Source organism: Spirosoma pulveris, assembly GCF_054781875.1.
Genome location: NZ_BAAGTO010000001.1, coordinates 1210883 through 1230263, shown reverse-complemented (window position 1 = coordinate 1230263; position 19381 = coordinate 1210883). Strand labels below are relative to the sequence as shown.

Annotated in this window: 18 protein-coding genes; 11 read left to right on the top strand and 7 right to left on the bottom strand. The window is 49.5% G+C overall.

Features of this window, described 5'->3' with window-relative positions; all coding sequences use genetic code 11:
* Positions 1–2: 2 nt before the first annotated feature.
* Both ACYVJM_RS05060 and ACYVJM_RS05055 read left to right on the top strand, forming a co-directional pair.
* Positions 3–827, top strand: coding sequence for a sugar phosphate isomerase/epimerase family protein (locus tag ACYVJM_RS05060; RefSeq protein WP_461147108.1), 825 nt, complete (start codon positions 3–5; stop codon positions 825–827).
* A 74-nt stretch (positions 828–901) separates the two neighbouring features.
* Positions 902–1705: an alpha/beta fold hydrolase gene (locus ACYVJM_RS05055; protein ID WP_461147107.1), complete on the top strand. Its 804-nt coding sequence runs from the start codon at positions 902–904 to the stop codon at positions 1703–1705.
* 20 nt (positions 1706–1725) lie between these two features.
* On the opposite strand, the gene ACYVJM_RS05050 is transcribed toward ACYVJM_RS05055, so the two are convergent.
* The gene (locus ACYVJM_RS05050) at positions 1726–1917 is read right to left on the bottom strand and encodes a hypothetical protein (RefSeq protein WP_461147106.1); all 192 of its coding nucleotides are present in this window, start codon (positions 1915–1917) and stop codon (positions 1726–1728) included.
* 266 nt (positions 1918–2183) lie between these two features.
* Here ACYVJM_RS05050 and ACYVJM_RS05045 point away from each other — a divergent pair, with 266 nt between their 5' ends.
* Positions 2184–2546: a hypothetical protein gene (locus ACYVJM_RS05045; protein ID WP_461147105.1), complete on the top strand. Its 363-nt coding sequence runs from the start codon at positions 2184–2186 to the stop codon at positions 2544–2546.
* 156 nt (positions 2547–2702) lie between these two features.
* On the opposite strand, the gene ACYVJM_RS05040 is transcribed toward ACYVJM_RS05045, so the two are convergent.
* The 3 genes from ACYVJM_RS05040 to ACYVJM_RS05030 all read right to left on the bottom strand — a co-directional run bounded on the left by ACYVJM_RS05040 (position 2703) and on the right by ACYVJM_RS05030 (position 4371).
* On the bottom strand, positions 2703–3344 hold the full coding sequence (locus ACYVJM_RS05040) for a carbonic anhydrase (RefSeq protein ID WP_461147104.1): 642 nt from the start codon (positions 3342–3344) through the stop codon (positions 2703–2705).
* A 269-nt stretch (positions 3345–3613) separates the two neighbouring features.
* Positions 3614–4033 carry a hypothetical protein gene (locus ACYVJM_RS05035; RefSeq protein ID WP_461147103.1) on the bottom strand — a complete coding sequence of 140 codons (420 nt, stop codon included), beginning with the start codon at positions 4031–4033 and terminating at the stop codon, positions 3614–3616.
* Positions 4030–4371: a thioredoxin domain-containing protein gene (locus ACYVJM_RS05030; RefSeq protein ID WP_461147102.1), complete on the bottom strand. Its 342-nt coding sequence runs from the start codon at positions 4369–4371 to the stop codon at positions 4030–4032. Before ACYVJM_RS05030 ends, ACYVJM_RS05035 begins: the two co-directional genes overlap by 4 nt.
* Before the next feature lie 140 nt (positions 4372–4511).
* Here ACYVJM_RS05030 and ACYVJM_RS05025 point away from each other — a divergent pair, with 140 nt between their 5' ends.
* From ACYVJM_RS05025 to ACYVJM_RS05005, 5 genes are all read left to right on the top strand, one after another.
* Positions 4512–5729, top strand: a complete 1218-nt coding sequence (locus tag ACYVJM_RS05025) for a PAS domain-containing sensor histidine kinase (RefSeq protein WP_461147101.1) — start codon at positions 4512–4514, stop codon at positions 5727–5729.
* Positions 5707–6759: a response regulator gene (locus ACYVJM_RS05020; protein ID WP_461147100.1), complete on the top strand. Its 1053-nt coding sequence runs from the start codon at positions 5707–5709 to the stop codon at positions 6757–6759. The genes ACYVJM_RS05025 and ACYVJM_RS05020 overlap by 23 nt, the downstream gene beginning before the upstream one ends.
* A 94-nt stretch (positions 6760–6853) precedes the next feature.
* Positions 6854–7933, top strand: a complete 1080-nt coding sequence (gene dinB, locus ACYVJM_RS05015; RefSeq protein ID WP_461147099.1) for a DNA polymerase IV — start codon at positions 6854–6856, stop codon at positions 7931–7933.
* A gap of 1258 nt (positions 7934–9191) precedes the next feature.
* Positions 9192–12392, top strand: coding sequence for a SusC/RagA family TonB-linked outer membrane protein (locus ACYVJM_RS05010; protein WP_461147098.1), 3201 nt, complete (start codon positions 9192–9194; stop codon positions 12390–12392).
* 8 nt (positions 12393–12400) lie between these two features.
* Positions 12401–13783: a RagB/SusD family nutrient uptake outer membrane protein gene (locus tag ACYVJM_RS05005; RefSeq protein WP_461147097.1), complete on the top strand. Its 1383-nt coding sequence runs from the start codon at positions 12401–12403 to the stop codon at positions 13781–13783.
* 159 nt (positions 13784–13942) lie between these two features.
* Here ACYVJM_RS05005 and ACYVJM_RS05000 read toward each other — a convergent pair whose 3' ends face one another.
* The 3 genes from ACYVJM_RS05000 to ACYVJM_RS04990 form a co-directional block, all read right to left on the bottom strand.
* Complete coding sequence (locus tag ACYVJM_RS05000; protein ID WP_461147096.1) at positions 13943–14614, bottom strand: carboxymuconolactone decarboxylase family protein; 672 nt, start codon at positions 14612–14614, stop codon at positions 13943–13945.
* A 170-nt stretch (positions 14615–14784) separates the two neighbouring features.
* A complete protein-coding gene (locus tag ACYVJM_RS04995; RefSeq protein WP_461147095.1) occupies positions 14785–15771 on the bottom strand; it encodes an aldo/keto reductase in 987 nt (328 codons plus the stop codon).
* Positions 15772–15818: 47 nt separating this feature from the next.
* Positions 15819–16670, bottom strand: coding sequence for an aldo/keto reductase (locus tag ACYVJM_RS04990; protein WP_461147094.1), 852 nt, complete (start codon positions 16668–16670; stop codon positions 15819–15821).
* A 156-nt stretch (positions 16671–16826) separates the two neighbouring features.
* Between ACYVJM_RS04990 and ACYVJM_RS04985 the strand changes: the two genes are divergently transcribed.
* The 3 genes from ACYVJM_RS04985 to ACYVJM_RS04975 all read left to right on the top strand — a co-directional run bounded on the left by ACYVJM_RS04985 (position 16827) and on the right by ACYVJM_RS04975 (position 19254).
* Positions 16827–17729, top strand: a complete 903-nt coding sequence (locus ACYVJM_RS04985) for a helix-turn-helix domain-containing protein (protein WP_461147093.1) — start codon at positions 16827–16829, stop codon at positions 17727–17729.
* Between the two features lie 181 nt (positions 17730–17910).
* Positions 17911–18780 carry a hypothetical protein gene (locus tag ACYVJM_RS04980; RefSeq protein ID WP_461147092.1) on the top strand — a complete coding sequence of 290 codons (870 nt, stop codon included), beginning with the start codon at positions 17911–17913 and terminating at the stop codon, positions 18778–18780.
* 63 nt (positions 18781–18843) lie between these two features.
* Positions 18844–19254: a putative quinol monooxygenase gene (locus tag ACYVJM_RS04975; protein ID WP_461147091.1), complete on the top strand. Its 411-nt coding sequence runs from the start codon at positions 18844–18846 to the stop codon at positions 19252–19254.
* Positions 19255–19381 lie beyond the last annotated feature (127 nt).

Sequence of the window (19381 nt, the reverse complement as noted above, 5' to 3'; positions counted from 1 at the left end):
CTATGCCTACACCTGTTTCTTTTCGCTTTGGTGCCGAAGCGTATACCTGGTTCATGAATAACAACGGTCTGACCCACGCCAACCGGCAGGGGCACATGATCGACATTACGGCGCAGGCGGGTTTTGCGGGTATCGAGCCCATCTTCAACTGGATGGGTGATCTGCCTGATCCGGAAAGTTTGGGTCATAAACTTACCGAGCAGGGGGTTGAATTAGCCGCGATCGCTCTCGCCCTCGACTGGAACGGCACCGAAGAAACCGAACAGGAACGCTACGAAGCCGACCGGGCCATTGCCCTGCTGAAGCATTTTCCGGGGGCGTTGCTCTGCACTGTCCAGAAGCCAACGGGGCGGCACGAACTCGAAACCCGCCGACGGAATCTGGTCAACATCGTCAACCGCGTATCGCGCCGGGCGGTGGATCAGGGAGTGCCTTGTAGCTTCCACCCCAATTCCCCGCATTCGTCCATTACGCGCACGGAAGAAGATTACCGGGTTATCCTCGAATCGCTGGATGCATCGGTAACGGGCTGGACACCGGACGTGGGGCACCTTATCAATGGCGGTATGGACCCGCTGACCAAGATGAAGGAATACGCGTCGCTCATCAATCTGGTCCATTATAAAGACTGGAATGGAGAACCTGAATTTGCCTTGCTGGGGAAGGGGAAGGTTGATTTCGTGAGTATTACGAAGTGGCTGATCGAGCAGGAATACGACGGCTGGATCATCTGCGAAGACGAAGGCCCCGAAGCCATGGACGACCCTGACGGGGTTACCCTTCACGATGGCCGCTGGGTGTATGAAACGTTGCTTCCATCGGTCTAGTAATTAGTTGAGTACTTAAGTAATATAGTGGTGTTAGGTGCTTACACCTGACACCACAAAATGTTACAAATAATATGCCTTACGTAGAAACCAACGGCATCAATTTATATTACGAAGAGTGCGGGAGTGGTGAGCCGCTGCTATTGATAATGGGCATCACCGCCCCTGGCTCCGTGTGGGCGAAACATGCCGACGACTGGCAGCATCACTTTCGCTGTATTCTGGGTGATAACCGGGGGGTAGGCCGGTCCGATAAACCGGCAGGCCCTTACACAACTGCTCAGATGGCCGACGATTATGCCGGCCTGATCGATAAACTCAGCCTGGGTAAAGTGCGTGTGGCGGGGGTATCCATGGGCAGTACCATTGCCCAGCAGTTAGCGTTGAGACACCCTGATAAAGTACATTCGCTGGTGCTGTTATGTCCGTGGGCGCGCTGCGACCGTACCGCCGAAGCCATCTTTCGGCACATGGCTACGATCAAAGCACGGCTCCGTCCCGAAGAATTTACCAACTACATTCAATTCCTTATTTACGCCAAACGTAGTTGGGATGATGATGCTACCTTTGCTGGTTTACTGGACGGGCGGCAACAGGCGGCCATCGATCCCATGCCACAGCCGTTACACGGTCTGGAGGGCCAGGCTGAAGCCTGTATCACGCACAATACCCTGGCCGATTTACCCTCAATAGACAAGCCCTGTCTGGTGATAGGTGGCCGAAAAGATATTTTTACCCCCGTCTGGATGACCGAGGAGGTAGCAGCTGCTATTCCAAACAGCGAATTGCATCTATATGACGACGCGGGTCATGCCTTCCATTGGGAGTGTATCGACGACTTCAATCCGCGCGTGCGGGAGTGGTTACTAGCTCATTGATTTTAACGAAGTGGCCTGACTCAGTCGGGCCACTTTTCCAATCCGGCGGCAATGCGTAGAGCCCGTTGCACATCGTCCCAATAAAGCCCGCTTTCGTAGCCTGTCGAGATGCGGTCGCAGGTTTCCAGGAAATCGTTGGCTCTCTCAAGCCAAATGAGCTGAGGTGAAGGCTGATTCTCAGTCCCGGGCTGGAGATCGGGTGTATTTTCCATAAGACCAAAGGTATTGTTTTTCATCGTACCTGCACAGTGGGCTTCTTTTTCCAGTGTCAGGGTTTGCCATGCCTTTCATGCCTGATACACTGTTATTTTCACATTTTCTGAGCTATTATAATATAACTAAAATATAGTAACTACTAGATTGTTCTTGAGCGATTTAGCCGTTACATCCATGAAATCTCTGAATTTCTTTGCGCAGATTATAAACAAATGATAATGCTATCAGTTATATGATATAGATAAAACATACACTCAACGCTATGAAAATTGCAGTAGAGAAAGGTCAGGATAAGACCTTGCTAGAAGATGGTCGGCAGCAGGTTACCATCACGGATATTGAAGAAGGTACCAGTGAATATAAAGGGATTCCATTTTTTGCGGTTCGTTTCGAAAACGAAGACGGCTATGTATCGCACCGGTTCTACCAGTCGCAGGCGGGTATGCCAGCTATCATTAGCTTATTCGACATGGTAGGTATCTCTGCTCAGGAAGGAAAAGAACTCGATACCAAGCAATTGATTGGCAAAGAACTGACTATCGAAGTAGGTGAGCGCTCCTACAACGATCCCGAAAATCATAACGAACGCGTTCTGAAACAGGCTGTTAATTTCCTGGCCAGCTAATATTACCCATTACCGACTATTCCGTCCCTTTCCAGGTGAGCCAACCCTAAATGGCAAACAAAAGCACCTAACCAAAAGCCGATGTTCGTAAGGAACGCCGGTGGATGGTCAGGTGCTTTTTAAACATATTACCTCACTACAAATCCACTCGATCATTTACCCGGCAGGCTTGAGGTCGTAAATTTTCCGGATGCTGGAAAACTCGTCGACCAGATTTAGCTTGAGGTCGATGAGCCTTCCCGTTCGAACATCGAATACCCAGCCATGAATTTGGGGAACCCCATTTTTGTACCAGGCTCGTTGTACGTGGTCAATTTTAATAATATTGATGCACTGCTCCTTCACATTGAGTTCGACGAGCCTATCGAATTTTTGCTGATAGTCCGAGATCGAGTCCAGTTCTTTCTGATGAAAGCGGTACACATCCCGCAAGGTTTGCAGCCAGCTGTTCAGTTGGCCCATATCGCTGGGATTCATCGCTGCTTTGACACCACCACACTCATAATGGCCACACACGATAATGTGTTTTACCTGTAAATACTCGACCGCATATTGCACGACGGCATTAATGTTGTTGTCGGTACTAACAACCAGATTGGCAATATTGCGGTGAACGAATACCTCTCCCGGTTGTACTCCCATCAAATCTTCAGCCGTTACCCGACTGTCGCTACAGCCAATGTAAAGGCATTCCGGGTGCTGGCCTTTCGACAGATCCGAGAAATAATTCTCATCGACAGCCAGCTTTTCGGAAATCCACTTTTTATTCTTTTCGAAAACCTGTGTTATGTCCATCATAGTTGCAGGCAAAGGTTAATCGGATTAACTGTTTGTACGAAGAAAGCGATTATCCGCCAATTTTTCAGACAAACATATCTGCCGGTTGCGATCTGCCGAAAGAGCTTCCTGATAAGCCTGCTTCCAACTAAAACGAAGTGGCACGGGCGGGGTACCACAAGGATGGCAAATGGTTGGCGTAACCCAGCCAGTCAAACATAAATCAGGGGAGAAGCCAGTAAATATACTGGCTTCTCCCCTGATTTATGTTTATAAGGTAACTTGTTGAATTAAAGTAGATTGAGGCTCATCATGCCCGATAAAAATTGCAGGCAGCCGTCTTTAACCCGCGTAAATTCGTTGATGACATGCGTGGCATGGCGCTCAATAGTAGCCGAGAGACCAAATCGGGTGTCTTTGCAGGCCGTATTTTTTGAGTGATAGATGCACTCGTTGCTTTCGCAGATTATATTCCGTCGAAGCTGATTAATGTCTCCCTGAAGGTGATTCAAAGCCTGGTCATAATCGACGGCATCATACCGAAGACTACGGCAGTTGTGCTGTTCCATGACATCGTGCAAAAGAGCACGAAGCTGAAGGATTTCTTCTTCCTGTTGCCGGATAATCTGTTTCCAGTGCTGATTATCCTGATGACAGCTGGTAGTCGTGATGGGTAAACTTACAGGGATCGTTTGAGCAGTGTGTGTCATGCTTGAGAGCCTTTAATGGTTTTATGTAGGACGATTTCGACCTGTTGATACAATTCGTGAAAAATATCGGGACTATCAATCTGTCCTGTGTGCCACCACAATTCCTGTCCCTGTTGTAACAGGACAAAAGCTGGTAAGGCGTTAAAATTAAAGCTTCGCACAACCTCAGGGTGGGTCGTATCCGTAATTCGCATAATCTGAACCGCTGGATCCAATCCTGTCCGAATTCTTTCCATTACCTGATCTACTTCAGCCCACTTTCCCACTCCTGAAGGCGAGACTACCAGCAGAACAGGTCGTTGGGATGCCGGTTTTGGCAGTGCAGAATGAGTTAACATAACAATTTGCCGGTTGATGAATGTAAAATTGATGGTTTCTAAAATGACGGTTGTTGAGATAGATCAGTCTAAAAGCTGATTCTACTCAGGTACGTAGCCTGACCAGGTACTTACTTTGTATTCCGAAACTAGAAAACTGTATGTCAGGCGACTCGTTTGAGGCTGTTTTTTCGCATGCTACCATCGCAATCATTGTTTCCAATGAACAGGGGAGTATCATGTCGGCAAACCAGTTTGCACATAATCTCTTTGGTTATGAGCCGGGCGAGATGAGTAGCCTAAGTATCGATGCCCTGGTACCTTCAACCCTTACCAGCCGGCACAAACAGTTGCGGGCCAATTTTTTGGCCGATCCGCAAGTCCGGGCCATGGGCCACGGCCGTGATCTGTACGCCCGTCGTAAGGACGATACCGTTTTCCCTGCCGAGATAAGTCTTAGCTATTTCCGCCAGGCGGAATCCTTATTTGTAGTCGCTTATATTCTCGACATCACTTTTAAAAAGGATGCTGAATATGCTCTGCTTGAACAGAAAAGCCGAATTGAGCAGTTAAACAGTGAACTGGAACAAAAGGTAGTTAACCGGACGAGCGCCCTCATGGCGACATTAAACCAACTGGAACTGTCCAAAAACGAGCTGGCAAAGGCCTTGGATACCGAGCGTGAGCTGGGCGAGCTAAAATCTCGCTTTGTATCGATGGCTTCTCACGAATTTAGAACGCCCCTAAGCGCTATTCTCACATCGGCATCGCTGGTTGAAAAATACCCCGACGTTAACCAGCAGGAAAAGCGGCTCCGTCACATTCAACGAATTCGGGCCTCTGTTAACCACATGAACGATATTCTCGAGGAGTTTCTATCGGTCGGCAGGCTGGAAGAAGGGCGTATCGAGCCCAGAAAGTCGTGGGTTGAGCTACCCAGAATACTGAATGAGGCCATGGCCGATTTGGAGGATATGCTGAAAAAAGGTCAGCGAATTCAAACCGACTTCAACTGTCCGGAACCCGTTCTGACGGACAAATCCCTAATTCGGAAGATAATCGTAAACCTCCTGTCGAATGCCATCAAGTACTCAGCTGAAGATAAAACAGTTGAGTTAAAAGTGAACGTCCGGGCTAATGGTGTACAAATAATCGTCAGTGACGAAGGAATCGGGATATCGGAAGACGATCAAAAGCGGCTGTTTGAACGCTTTTTTCGCGCTAAGAATGCCACCAATTTCGCAGGTACCGGCCTAGGCCTTCATATCGTTGCCAAGTACATCGAACTGTTGAATGGGTCAATTGAACTGTCAAGCCAGTTAGGTGAAGGAACGACCGTAACTATTTTACTCCCCCATGAAAACTATTCTGCTAATTGAAGATAATGATATAATCCGTGAAAATACGGCTGAAATTCTGGAGCTCTCCGGTTACCGGGTCCTAACGGCCAATAACGGTAAAGTAGGGGTTGAACTCGCGCTTGTCGACCGTCCCGATCTTATCATCTGCGATATTATGATGCCCGTGCTGGATGGATATGGCGTTTTGCATATCGTTAATAAAAACCCCGCTCTTACCGGTATTCCATTTATTTTTCTGACCGCAAAATCGGAGCGCGATGATTTCCGGCGGGGTATGGAATTGGGAGCCGATGACTACCTGACTAAGCCGTTCAGCGAAAGTGAGCTACTGAGTGCCATTGAGAGTCGGCTAAACCGATTTACTATGCTGTTGTCAGATAGCGGTACGGGAGAGGAGGGACCAGGGCGTTCAGCTGTGGAGGCACCCACAAATGGATGGTTTCAGGCGCTGATTGCTAATCGTAAGTTGCACCGGGTACCCAAAAAGCAGTTTATCTACAGCGATGGAGATGAACCGACGCGGCTTTATTTTCTAAAAAGCGGACGGGTGAAAATTGTCCGCACCAGCAACGATGGGAAGGAACTGGTAACCGATCTTTTCGGCCCGAACAGTTTCATCGGTTACCGGGCACTGCTGGAGAATATAAATTATTCGGATTCTGCGGTTACACTGGATGATTCGGAGCTGATCTACATTCCTAAAAACGAATTTTTGCAGATTCTGGCCATACAGCCCGAAGCCGGGCGTCAGTTTGTCCATATGCTGGCGGGCCATATCAGTGGTAAAGAGGAACAGTTGCTGAGTATGGCCTACAGCTCACTGCGCCGTCGGGTAGCCGATACACTCCTGCGGCTGGGCACTTCGCCAGACGGTGAGCCGGTACCGCCAATACAGCTATCCCGCGACGATCTGGCAGCTGTAATTGGTACGGCGACGGAGTCCCTGATTCGGATTCTGACCGAATTCAAGCATGATGGACTGATTGAAATGAGTAGCGCAGGCATACGGCTTGTGGAGCCGGATAAACTTCGGCGAGCGAACTGGTAATTAAGTTCGTTTGAATTCGATCATTCAAATAGGTTAGTGAATGCGGAATGGAACCGGCTAAGGTCGTAAATTAGCGTTCTTTAGGGAGCGAGTTGTGAAGCAGCCAGATAATAGAAAGATTATTCACATCGACATGGATGCTTTTTATGCATCCGTTGAGCAGCGGGATAATCCTGAATTACGAAACAGGCCACTGGCCGTTGGGGGATCCCGGCAGCGCGGGGTGGTGGCCGCGGCCAGTTATGAAGCCCGACAGTTTGGTGTCCGGTCGGCCATGGCCTCGTCTATTGCCCTGCGAAAGTGCCCTGATTTAGTGTTCGTTAAACCCCGGTTTGACGTTTATAAAGCCGTTTCCAATCAGATTAGGTCTATTTTCGCCCGTCATACCGACCAGATAGAACCGCTTTCGCTGGACGAAGCGTATCTGGATGTTACGGATAACTTACCGGAAAACTCATCGGCTACCCAGATTGCCCAACTCATCAAAGAGCAAATTAAACAGGAGACCCTCCTAACCGCATCAGCGGGTGTTTCGTACAATAAATTTCTGGCTAAACTAGCGTCTGATTACCGAAAACCAGATGGCTTGTATGTGATCAAGCCGCAACAGGGACCGGGGTTTGTGGAGGGATTAACGGTCGGTCAGTTTCATGGCATCGGGCGCGTCACCGCCGAAAAGATGAATCAGCTTGGCATCTTTACCGGTTTGGATTTGCGGGGGCAGACCGAAGCATTTCTAACCCGGCATTTTGGTAAAGTGGGTCATCATTATTACTGTATTGCACGGGCAATTGACCACCGGCCGGTAACCCCCAACCGAATTCGTAAATCGGTTGGGTCCGAAAATACGTTTGCTGACGATTTAACGGAACAGGACCAATTGATTGATCAGTTGATTCCGCTGGTCGATAGTGTCTGGAGTTATTGCGAACGAACATCCGTGCGGGGAAGAACCCTCACGCTGAAAGTGAAGTACGCCGATTTTGAGCAGATTACACGCAGTCGCACAACATTGGGTATACTTTCCAGTAAAACTATGCTGACCCAGATTGCCGTTGATCTGCTAACCACTTTGTTTCCGCTACCTAAAGGTATTCGACTGCTGGGCGTGTCGTTATCAAATCTACAGTCGGGCGAGCGTCCTGAAAATGGCCAGCTTACCCTTGATTTATGAGCGCGTAATTCAATTTTAAGTGCCTTTGCTCAGTCTTCCGAAGGCCCTTCAACTGGAGTTGGCTGTCTGTCAATTCGCGTACGAATCGGAACCTATAAGGGTAGGCGTTATGGCCAGCTCCCAAACCTTTTTTCTATAATGAGCCAGTAACTGCTCAAAGGTTATGATCGACAAGTGCTGATTCTGATCAGAATACACTTTGCGGGATTTATATTTTCTCTTGCCCATTAGTCTATATAGATAGCATACTAAACTCATCCAAAGATATAGGTTAATGCATGTTGAGTACAATGTATACCAACAAAACTGATTATATGGTAAAATTTACTCTATCTACTCTATTGAAGTACTAAAAGTTATCAAAAAAATCATTTAATACCTTAATAGTGTCTATATTGTTTAAAAATGGCACATGTAAAATGTAGAGTGATTAATTATTTTAGATGAGTTTTGCACAGAACATCAAGAGGAAACGAGTGGCCGTTACTGACCTTAAGTGCTGTTTATTTTTCCGGAATGACAAGGTGGCAGGCGTAGGGCTAATAAGCACGTATATGGATTATGATTGCCGTCTATATAAAAAACGAATAGCAAACAACCCGTTTGATTTACCTTTAACCAACGCCTACACCGTCCTACAGGGTACTTATCATGCCTAAATCTTTGTTAATTACATTGCTCGTGGCTGGGATATTAATGCCGTTTAGCCTGTTCGGATATATAGATTCATTTTTTTTGTTTCCTATATGTCTGATCCTGCTATTGTATATGATGACCAAAGAGGCCCGCAAGCGTAAATGAAACCAGGCTGATTTTACCGCTATTTCATAGCGAAGCCAGTGGGTAACTACTAACTTAATAAATACCGCTCCGCCAACTGTGTGAACAGCTGCATCCGCGTCGAGGTACTTTTCGTAAGTCATGGGAACTCTATTTATATAGCTATAGTCAACGAGTAGCTACTTCACAGCAGGGGGAGCAGCTTGGGACACTTACTTTCAAACGAAGCTAACAGAGTTTGTTGCCTCACTACCGTTTGACCATTGCTGCCTCTCGAGTAACAGTTATATATATCTGAATATGTTATTTTTTATAGAAAAAATAGGTAAAAATATATAAACTATATTTTAAGTGGGAAATACCCCGAAAATAAGCGAGTTATAGATATTATTGTAAGACGCTGTTCTGACAAGTTGACCCAATTCATTGTGTTTTAACTAAATCCGGAGCGCTGATAGATCTATTAAACTAACTCGTTATGATGAATTCATTACCTGATTATGCCAGGAACAGACGATGGAAGTGGCTGCTCGTTCCTCTATTTTTGTTCGCCGTACAGCTTAGTTATGCGCAATCCACCATTACAGGTACCGTAACCGATGCCACTACCGGTGAGGCTATGGCTGGTACAACTGTTCAGGTTAAGGGAACCAACGTTGGGGCAACTACCAATGCGGCTGGACAATACCAGATTTCGTTACCTGCCACAGGGAAAGTGCTGATTTTTTCGTTCATTGGCTATCAACCCGCTGAAGTTACGGTTGGCAATCGCAGCGTGGTCGACGCGAAGCTGAGTAGTTCAGATAACGCGCTGAGTGAAGTGATAGTAGTCGGGTACGGGGTGCAAAACCGGCGCGATGTCACTACCGCCATTGGCTCTGTAAAAGCGAAAGATCTGGCTAACCAGCCAGTGGCCAGTTTCGATCAGGCGCTGGCAGCAAAGATTGCCGGGGTAACGGTCACGCAAACGTCCGGTGCGCCGGGTGCTGCGCTGTCTATTCGGGTGCGGGGTACGGGCTCCATCAGTGCGGGTAACGATCCGCTGTATGTGGTAGACGGGATTCCGCTCTCGCGCGATACCAAATTTGCAACGGGCGGTACCAACACGCAGTTTCCCGACAACCCGATCAACGTACTAAGCACGCTCAATACCGATGATATCGAGAGTATTGAAGTGCTTAAAGATGCATCGGCAGCGGCCATCTATGGCTCCCGCGGTTCCAATGGGGTTGTACTTCTGACTACCAAGCGGGGTAAGGAAGGCAAAACGGTGGTGAGCTACGACTCTTACCTTGGCATTCAGCAGGTGTCCAGGAAGATCGATATGCTCAATGCCTATGAGTATGCCCAACTGAGCTACGAAGCTAAGAATAATGCCTATATCGACCGGAATCCAACTGGCAAACCAACCGATTCGAATGATATCCGGACTAAAGGGGTAGGGGCACCCAGTACACTTATTCAACCCGAAATTGTGCCCTACCTTTCCGGGCAGCCGGGCCTGACAAATACCGACTGGCAGGATGCCATCTTCCGGTCGGCACCAATTCAGAATCACACGATTTCAGTTTCGGGTGGGAAAGAAAATGTAAAGTTCTACGTATCGGGAAACTACCTCGATCAGCGTGGGGTGGTTATCAACTCGGGTTTTAAACGGTACAGTGCCAGGGCAAATGTCGACGTGAAAAGTGGCCGGCTTACGGTAGGGGTCAACCTGAATCCAACCTATTCATACCACGATCTCATTAAGGCCGAAGGTCCCTACCTGGGCGAAGGGGTAGTGGGTCTGGCGTTGCAGATGGCCCCGATTTTTCCGGTGTATAACGCCGACGGCTCCTATAATTTCGGCAATAACGGCTGGGGGTACGGCGCCACATCGATTCTGAACCCGGTGGCAATTGCCAACCAGGTGAGCGATAAATTGAGCCAGCTGCGGGTATTGGGCAATACGTATGCGCAGTACGATATTCTGAAAGGATTATCGTACAGACTGAGCCTGGGGGCTGATATCAACAGTTTTCAACGCGATTATTACCGACCATCGACGCTTGAAATCCGCGACCGGAAAGGGCCGTCCGTGCCAACGGGCTTTTCCAGAGCCCAAAACTTCGTGAACTGGCTGGTCGAAAATACGCTGAACTACAACCGGTCGTTCGGGGTGCACAATGTCTCGGCACTGGCGGGTTTCTCGTCGCAGAAGGACAGGCGGGTGGCCAATGAATTAACGGCCACCAACTTCCCCAATGACTTAGTCCAGACGCTCAACGCCGGTCAGGTTTCGTCCGGGAGTTCGGATATTCAGGAGTGGTCATTGCTCTCCTACATTGGTCGGGTTCAGTACGATTACAACGGGAAATACCTGCTGTCGGCTGCTATTCGGGCCGATGGGTCGTCGCGCTTTGGGCGAGCGAACCGCTGGGGGTATTTCCCGTCGGTGTCGGCGGGCTGGAATGTCTCCCAGGAAACGTTTCTGAAATCAGCCACCTGGCTGAGCGATCTAAAGCTGCGTGCCAGCTACGGTCTGACGGGTAATTTCCAGATTCCAAATTATGGCTCGGTGAGTTTGCTGGGCTATCAGAACTACATTCTCGGCCCCGAAACCATTGTGAGCGGGTTAGCGCCCACCAACTCGGCCAACGACAAGCTGAAATGGGAGAAAACGGCCATGTTCGATGTGGGTTTCGACGTGAGTTTCCTGCGTAACAAGCTGAACCTGACCTTCGATTACTACCACGCCAACACCTCCGATCTATTGTTGAACGTGCCCGTTCCGCGTGCGTCGGGCTTCAGTACCGAGTTGCAGAATATTGGTAAAGTCAACAACCAGGGTGTTGAACTTACACTGGGAACCCGTCAGACGTTCGGGCGTTTCCGCTGGGAGGCCAGTGCCAACATAGCCGCCAACCGCAACAAAGTGATCGCGCTGGGGCCTTCCGGCGATCCGATCATTGTGGCCGGTGGTGTGGCGGGTGCACAGTTTATCACTCAGATTGGCCGACCTATTGGCGAGTATTATACGATGATCAACGATGGTGTGTTTAAAAATCAGGCCGAAATAGACGCCTATCCTCATACCACGACCACCCGCCCCGGCGATTTTAAATTCAGGGACAACAACGGCGACGGTAAAATTGACTTCAGCAGCGACCGGGCCGTTACGGGCAGCTACTTCCCGAAATACACGTTTGGGTTTACCAACAACTTCGCCTACCGGGGCTTCGATCTGGGCGTTGCCATTCAGGGCGTTCAGGGGCATAAAATCCTGAACCTGATCCGACGTTACATCTACAACATGGAGGGTAATGGCAACCTGTTCCGGGGCGCGCTGGACCGCTGGCAGTCGCCCGATAATCCGGGGAATGGGCTGGTGAACCGGGCGAACCGTCTGGCCTCCGGCTCCAATGGCGAAATCTCGACCTGGCACATTGAAAGTGGCTCGTATGTGCGTATTCGGACCATTACACTCGGGTATGCGCTGCCAACGGCCCTGCTTCAGAAAATTCGTCTGAGCCGCGCCCGCCTGTATGTGACCACCCAAAACCCGTTCACCTTCACCAAATACCTCGGCTACAACCCAGAGGTAAACAGCCGCCCCGACAGCGCGCTGTCGTCGGGAGAGGATTATGGCACGTATCCATTGCCCCGCACAACTTCGGTTGGCATCAACTTATCCTTCTAGCCTTAGTTATGAAAAAGATAACCGTTTTACTAGCCTTCATTATCGGGCTTTCGGCTTGCCGGAAAGACTTTCTAGACTTAAAGCCGCTGTCGCAGCCCAACGCTGATAATTTTTATAAAACAGCCAACGACTTCGGCAACGCGGTCAATGGTGCTTACGATGCGCTCCAGAGTGCGAGTCAGTACGGGGGCGATTACAACACCATCGTGGAGGCCCGAAGTGATAATGTTCTGGATAACGACCCCTCGTCGAGTGCCGGACTGCGTTATAATATCGACCGATTTATTGAACCAACTACAAACTCGGTCCTGCGCGACACCTGGGGAAGTCTGTACACCGGCATCAACCGCTGCAACCTGATTCTGGACAAGATTGACGCTGTGTCGATGGATGCGACACTGAAAGCCCGATACAAAGGGGAGGCCCAGTTTATCCGGGCGTTGTCGTACTTCAACCTGGTTCGGTTGTGGGGGAAAGTGCCGCTCGTGCTGAAAGCCGGTTCAACCACCGAGGCCCGGTCGTATGTGCGCAACGAAGTAACCGAAATTTACGCAGCCATTGAAAAAGACCTGACCGATGCGGCTGCCGGTTTACCTGCTACCTATGCGGGTGTGGACGTTGGCCGGGCTACGTCCGGTGCTGCCAAAGGATTGCTGGGCAAGGTGTATGTGACGGAGAAAAAGTACGACCTGGCCGTATCGACCCTGCGTGATGTTGTGAACGGCACCACCTATCGGCTGCTGCCCAATGTGGCCGATGTCTTTCTGGTTAGCAACAAGAACAATGCAGAGATACTGTTCGCGGTGAAGTTCAAAAAAGGCGGCTTACAGGGCGAAGGACACGGTTCCTGGTACGGCACCAGCATTGGCGACAACATCGAACCGTCGCTGCGGGCGGCTTATCTGCCAACCGATAAGCGGCTTCCGCTAACAGTTCAGGTGCCGGTGCCAACCAGTATCAACGCTATACCCCGGAAGTTTTACGATGAACTGTCAGGTACGAACGACGTAGGTAATGACTTCCCGGTGCTGCGCTTTGCCGACGTACTGCTGTTGTATGCCGAAGCACTGAACGAAGTGGGTTATCAGGCCGATGGAGAGGCATTCCGGACGCTCAATCTGGTGCGTACGCGGGCGGGTGTTCCTAATTATACCGGAACGCAGTTGGCCACCAAAGACGCTTTTCGTACGGCAGTCATTAACGAGCGCCGATTGGAACTGGCGCTGGAGAACGACCGCTGGTTCGATCTGATTCGGACGGGTACGGCCGTGGAAGCCATCAAAGTAACGGGGATCACCATGCCTGCTTACCGAACCCTGTACCCGGTTCCGCAGTCGGAAATCGATACGTATAACAACAAGACAACTTTCCCGCAGAATCAGGGATATTAATTGACTAAACAACGTTAGTTTTTTAATCACAGAAGCACAAAGGCCACAGAGAACTCAATCCTCTGTGGCCTCTGTGCCTCTGTGATTAAAAAGCTAATTCGAGCTTGGCTTAACCTGTTTGCCAGTTCTCTGGCACCTCTTTAATCATCATTCAGTTAGTTACTTCGTCGACGGGTTTCCGGCTCTTTCCTGGCGTACCGCTCGCCATACCTGGCTTGCTGCGTCCCCTTCTTTTTCGCCAACACGGGTTTGAATGATAGAAACCAGGTGCGTAAGCTCTCCTTCGGTGAGCCCGTTATGCAAGCCGATATTCAAATGGCTGCGTAATTGACTGTCAACACCACCCAGACTGGCGAGCGCCGAAATGGTGGCCAGTTCGCGGGTTTTCCAGTCCAGGTTATCCCGTCCGAAGATAGCACCAAACAGGTGTTCTTTCAGAAACTGGTCAATAGCCGGTGCAAACTCAAAAAGACCCCCTTTTACGGGCATTCCGATGAGCTTAGTTTGATTGTCCGTGCCAAACTGCCGTCTGTTTTGATCCGCCGGCAGGGGTGAGGGTTCTTTACCTGCCGGGTCATTGATACCCCGTTGCTTACGTTCTTTCAGCACGTCCATAAACGCTTGCAGGGCGTTCAGGCTGCGGGGGAATCCGGCATACGCGTAGAGCTGCACCAGAACTTCTTTAACCTCGCTGATGGTCAGGCCAGCGTCCAGACCCGCATTCAATGCTTTCGTCAACTGAGGTATTTTACCCTGGGCCATGAAGGCCGAAATGGTAACGATCGCTTGTTGGCTTTGGGTCAATTGCGGTTCGGTTTGTTTCGTTTGCATAGGAACTGCCGTTGCTGGTTGGTTCGCTTGTAAGGCGCTGCATACAGAGACTGCCAATAGAGCCGCTGTCAACGCTGTTTGACGTAGAATCATCAGTAAGCTTTGTCTATGATGAATGTAAGTTGCATCGCTTAGGTGCTAGTATATACTTCAGCTTTACCCATATGTCTCTAGCGGTCAATCATCTTTTGGGCCTGCTCGGAGTACCGTCCGCCCTGCACGTCAATGCGGGAAAGAGCCGCTGCGATGGATGCGAGGTCGTTGGCGCTCAGTGTAATGTTAACGGTCCCAAGGTTTTCGTTCAGCCGGTGTATTTTGGTAGTGCCCGGAATGGGAACGATCCACGGTTTTTGGGCCAACAGCCACGCTAGCGCAATTTGGGCGGGTGTGGCGCTTCGCTCACTGGCCATACTGCCGAGCAACTCGACCAGCGCTGCGTTTGCTTTTCGGTTCTCTTCCGAAAAACGGGGAACTGTATTCCGGAAATCCGTTTGGTCGAAGACCGTTGTCTCGTCGATTTTTCCGGTCAGGAACCCTTTACCCAACGGACTGAAGGGGACAAAGCCAATACCCAGCTCTTCCAGAGTAGGCAGAATTTCGGCTTCCGGTTCGCGCCACCAGAGCGAATATTCACTTTGCAGAGCCGTTACGGGTTGCACGGCATGCGCCCGGCGAATGGTGTTGACGCCTGCTTCCGACAGACCGAAATGCTTCACCTTACCTTCCTGAATCAGGTCTTTTACGGCCCCTGCCACGTCTTCAATCGGTACATTGGGGTCAACGCGATGCTGATAAAACAAGTCGATGACGTCGACCCTCAGCCGTTTTAGGGAGGCTTCGGCAACGGCTCGTATGTTCTCGGGACGGCTATTTAGCCCGGCCTGTTTCCCCTCCTGAAAGTTGAATCCGAATTTAGTGGCAATGGCTACCTTGCCTTTGAACGGTTCGAGGGCTTCGCCAACCAGTTCCTCGTTGGTATAGGGGCCATACACCTCGGCCGTGTCGAAGAAAGTCACGCCCTGCTCAACGGCGGCCCGAATCAATTTAATAGCCTCGCCCTTTTCGGTGGCCGGACCGTAGCCAAAGCTCAGACCCATACAGCCCAGTCCAAGGGCTGATACGTCCAGGCCACTTTTCCCTAATGTTCTTGTTATCATGTTGTTGATAGAACTGTGGTTACGCTTGCGTTTTTGTATGAATGACGTTAGCTGCCGACTTTATAACTACTTAACCATTTTACCATAGCCGGGTCGCGGTGGTCGAAGAATAGACTGGCCTTTGTATCCAGCGTTTTGATGGCGTCCATATCGTCCGCACTGAGTTGAAAATCGAGGCTGTTGACGTTCTCGATCATCCGTTCTTTGCGTACTGACTTAGGGATGGCGACAACGCCCCGTTGGGTTAGCCAGCGCAGGACAACCTGGGCAGTGGTTTTGTTATACTTCGTTGCGATTGTTCCGAGAAGTTCATTGCCGAACAGGTTATTTTTGCCTTCCGCAAATGGGCCCCACGATTCGATCTGCACCTTGTTGTCGATCATAAACTGCTGCGTGTCGATCTGCTGGTGGAACGGATGGGTTTCGACCTGGTTAACCGCCGGAACGATCTCGTTATGACCGATCAGGTCAATCAGCCGGTCGGGGTGGAAGTTACTCACGCCAATGGCTCGGATGCGTCCTTCTTTGTACAGCTCCTGCATGGCCCGCCATTCGCCGTACACGTCGCCTATGGGCTGATGGATCAGGTACAAATCCAGGTAGTCCAGTTGCAGCTTCTTCATCGACAGCTCGAAGGCTTTCAGCGTGTCATCGTAGCCGTTGGTCTGTATCCAGAGCTTGGTGGTAATAAATAAATCTTCTCTGGATACGTTACTTTTTCTAATGGCCTGTCCTACTGCTTCCTCATTATTATACGCAGCCGCTGTGTCGATCAGCCGATAGCCGGTGTCGATGGCATCCCGTACGCTCCGTTCACACTCGGCGGGATCGGGAACCTGATAAACGCCGAATCCCAGAATAGGCATTTCTACCCCATTGTTCAATACTACGTGTTGCATTGGTTGTTTACGTTTGTAGTACAAAGGTCCGGTCATTTTTTTGCCCGGATGGTATACAGATTACAGTGATTACTACCAATATTCCGGATAGGAAGATGGTGGTACCGGGCGGGGTAAAAAAAGCGGTAATTTTGAGCTAGATAAACAAACCGTGCTATGGACCTTTTGCGACGATTTGAGAACGTGAATGACTACAATGTCTTCAACAATACAGAAACACGTCATCCGCTGGTGAGTGTAATAGATATGTCGAAGGCTCACCCAAGGCAGATCTCGACCATGTATTATGGTTTATATGCAATCCTATTAAAAGATGTAAAATGCGGTGATCTTCGCTATGGTAGGCATACGTATGATTATCAGGAAGGTACCCTGGTGTTCATTGGCCCCGGGCAGGTAATCAGCGTTGAAAATGCAGGGGAAATCTATCAACCCAAGGGCTATGCCGTTGTCTTTCATCCCGATCTCATTCATGGCACGGCTCTTGGTCGGCACATTCAGGACTATTCGTTTTTCGGGTATCAGTCCAACGAAGCGCTGCATTTATCGGAGCGAGAACGGAAAATCGTACTGGACTGCTTTTCGAAAATCGACTACGAATTGGAACATGCCGTTGACAAGCACAGTAAACGCTTGATTGTTTCCAACATTGAACTGTTATTGAATTACTGTGTCCGTTTTTACGACCGGCAGTTCATTACCCGTGATACCGTGCATCAGGGCGTTCTGGAACGGTTTGAAGTCTTGTTGAACGCCTATTATCTGACTGACAAGCCCCTCACCATTGGATTGCCTTCAGTAGCCTGGTGCGCCGGCGAATTGAACCTGTCGGCCAACTATTTTGGTGATCTGGTGAAAAAAGAATCAGGCAAAACGGCGCAGGAGTACATTCAGTTGAAGGTGATGGATGTCGCCAAAGCGCGCCTTTTTGACCCCGGCAAATCGGTGAGTCAAATCGCTTATGAACTAGGCTTTAAGTATCCCCAGCACTTTAACCGACTGTTTAAACAACGGGTTGGTCAATCGCCCAACGAATACCGTATGATCCACAATAACTAATAAGCCAGCGCTTTATGACAGTCAGTGAGTGCCTTTTTATGTAAAAGCAATGCGGAAAATACTCAGTCCTGCCGTTATCGGTAATAGTGGTAAGTAATACCGTAAGATGTATACAAACGAGCGTTTGAGCGCAAAGTACCTTTGTGCCATACCGACCTACTTGTTTGAGACCATCGTATAAATGAGACAACTACTTACCTCTTTACTCCTAATTTCGATCGCTTTTTTACCGGAGATAAGCACCGGACAAGCTACCGATAGTACCCAAATTGCATCCACAGCGGGAATAGCCACAGTGGCCGTATCCACAGGGGGCGCATTCATGGGGGGCGCATCTACAGCTCCCGTGTCTACCTCTCTAGAGGCCGTTTCTACGTTTTCGGGTTCTGTGGGAATTACCAACAATGGGTTCTCCATTGTTCCAACTTTCTCGCTAAACAGACCGGCGACGGTTATGAATTTTTACTGGCGGAAGAACCGATTCAGTTTCGATCCCGACATTCGCCTGGTATCGGATGCCAGTAAAGGGGGCTTTATTTTCTGGTTTCGCTACCGCCTGATCGAGAAAAAGAAATTCAGTTTGCGGGTGGGTGCCCATCCGGCTTTTTCGCTGGTCAGGAAAACCATCAGTGATAACGGCACCGATAGCGAAATTACCGAAATGCTGCGATTTGCCGCCGTTGAAGTGGTTCCAACCTACACAATCAGACCAAACTGGAGCATCGGAGCCGTTTACCTGCACGGGAGTGGCCTTCAAAATCATGGGCCTCAAAACACCAATGTGTTCTTTTTGAATAACACTATTTCAAACATCAACGTAGGGGGCAGTTTCAAACTCAACCTCATCCCAACGGTGTATCTGTTGTATCTTGATGGGCATGAGGGCAGCTATTTCTCTGGAACGGCCATACTGTCGAAGAAAAACGTACCATTCACGATTCAGTCCACCATCAACCAGACCATCAATTCCAACATTCCGGGCAACAAAGACTTTATGTGGAACGTGATGCTGGCTTATAATTTTAGTAAAACGTTAAGAACGTTACCCTAACCAGCAGCCATATCGCAGCGCAAAATCAGGATGAACAACTACAACCTTTCGAATCAAGAGCGAATGACAAATACGCATCGTTTCAGCGGCTTACGGCTATGGCGGGTGCTGACGGTAAGCATGCTGTTACTGCTATCGGCTGGACCGACTCTCTGTCAACCCAAATCCCGGATGGTACGAATGGCTAAAATTGTAGTTGACTCGGTTCAATTGGAACACTACAAGATTCTTCTAAAAGAGGAAATCGAAGCCTCTGTGCGCCTTGAGCCCGGTGTCCTGACACTATATGCCATGACGGAAAAGGACAATCCGACACACATCACGATTCTGGAAATCTACGCAGATTCTGCTGCTTACAAGGCGCACATCCAGACGCCCCATTTTCTGAAATACAAAACCGGAACGAAAGACATGGTGAAGTCGCTGGAACTAGTAGAGACGGTGCCGCTTGTGCCCGATATGAAGATCAAGTAGTGGTTCCTGAACGGGAGACTGTATCGGCCAATGGACACCGTTGGACTACTGATGCAGCAGAGCAAATGAATACGTTGGCCAGAATATGCCCCGTGCCTAAATTGACTATCTTTAGGCGGTACACATT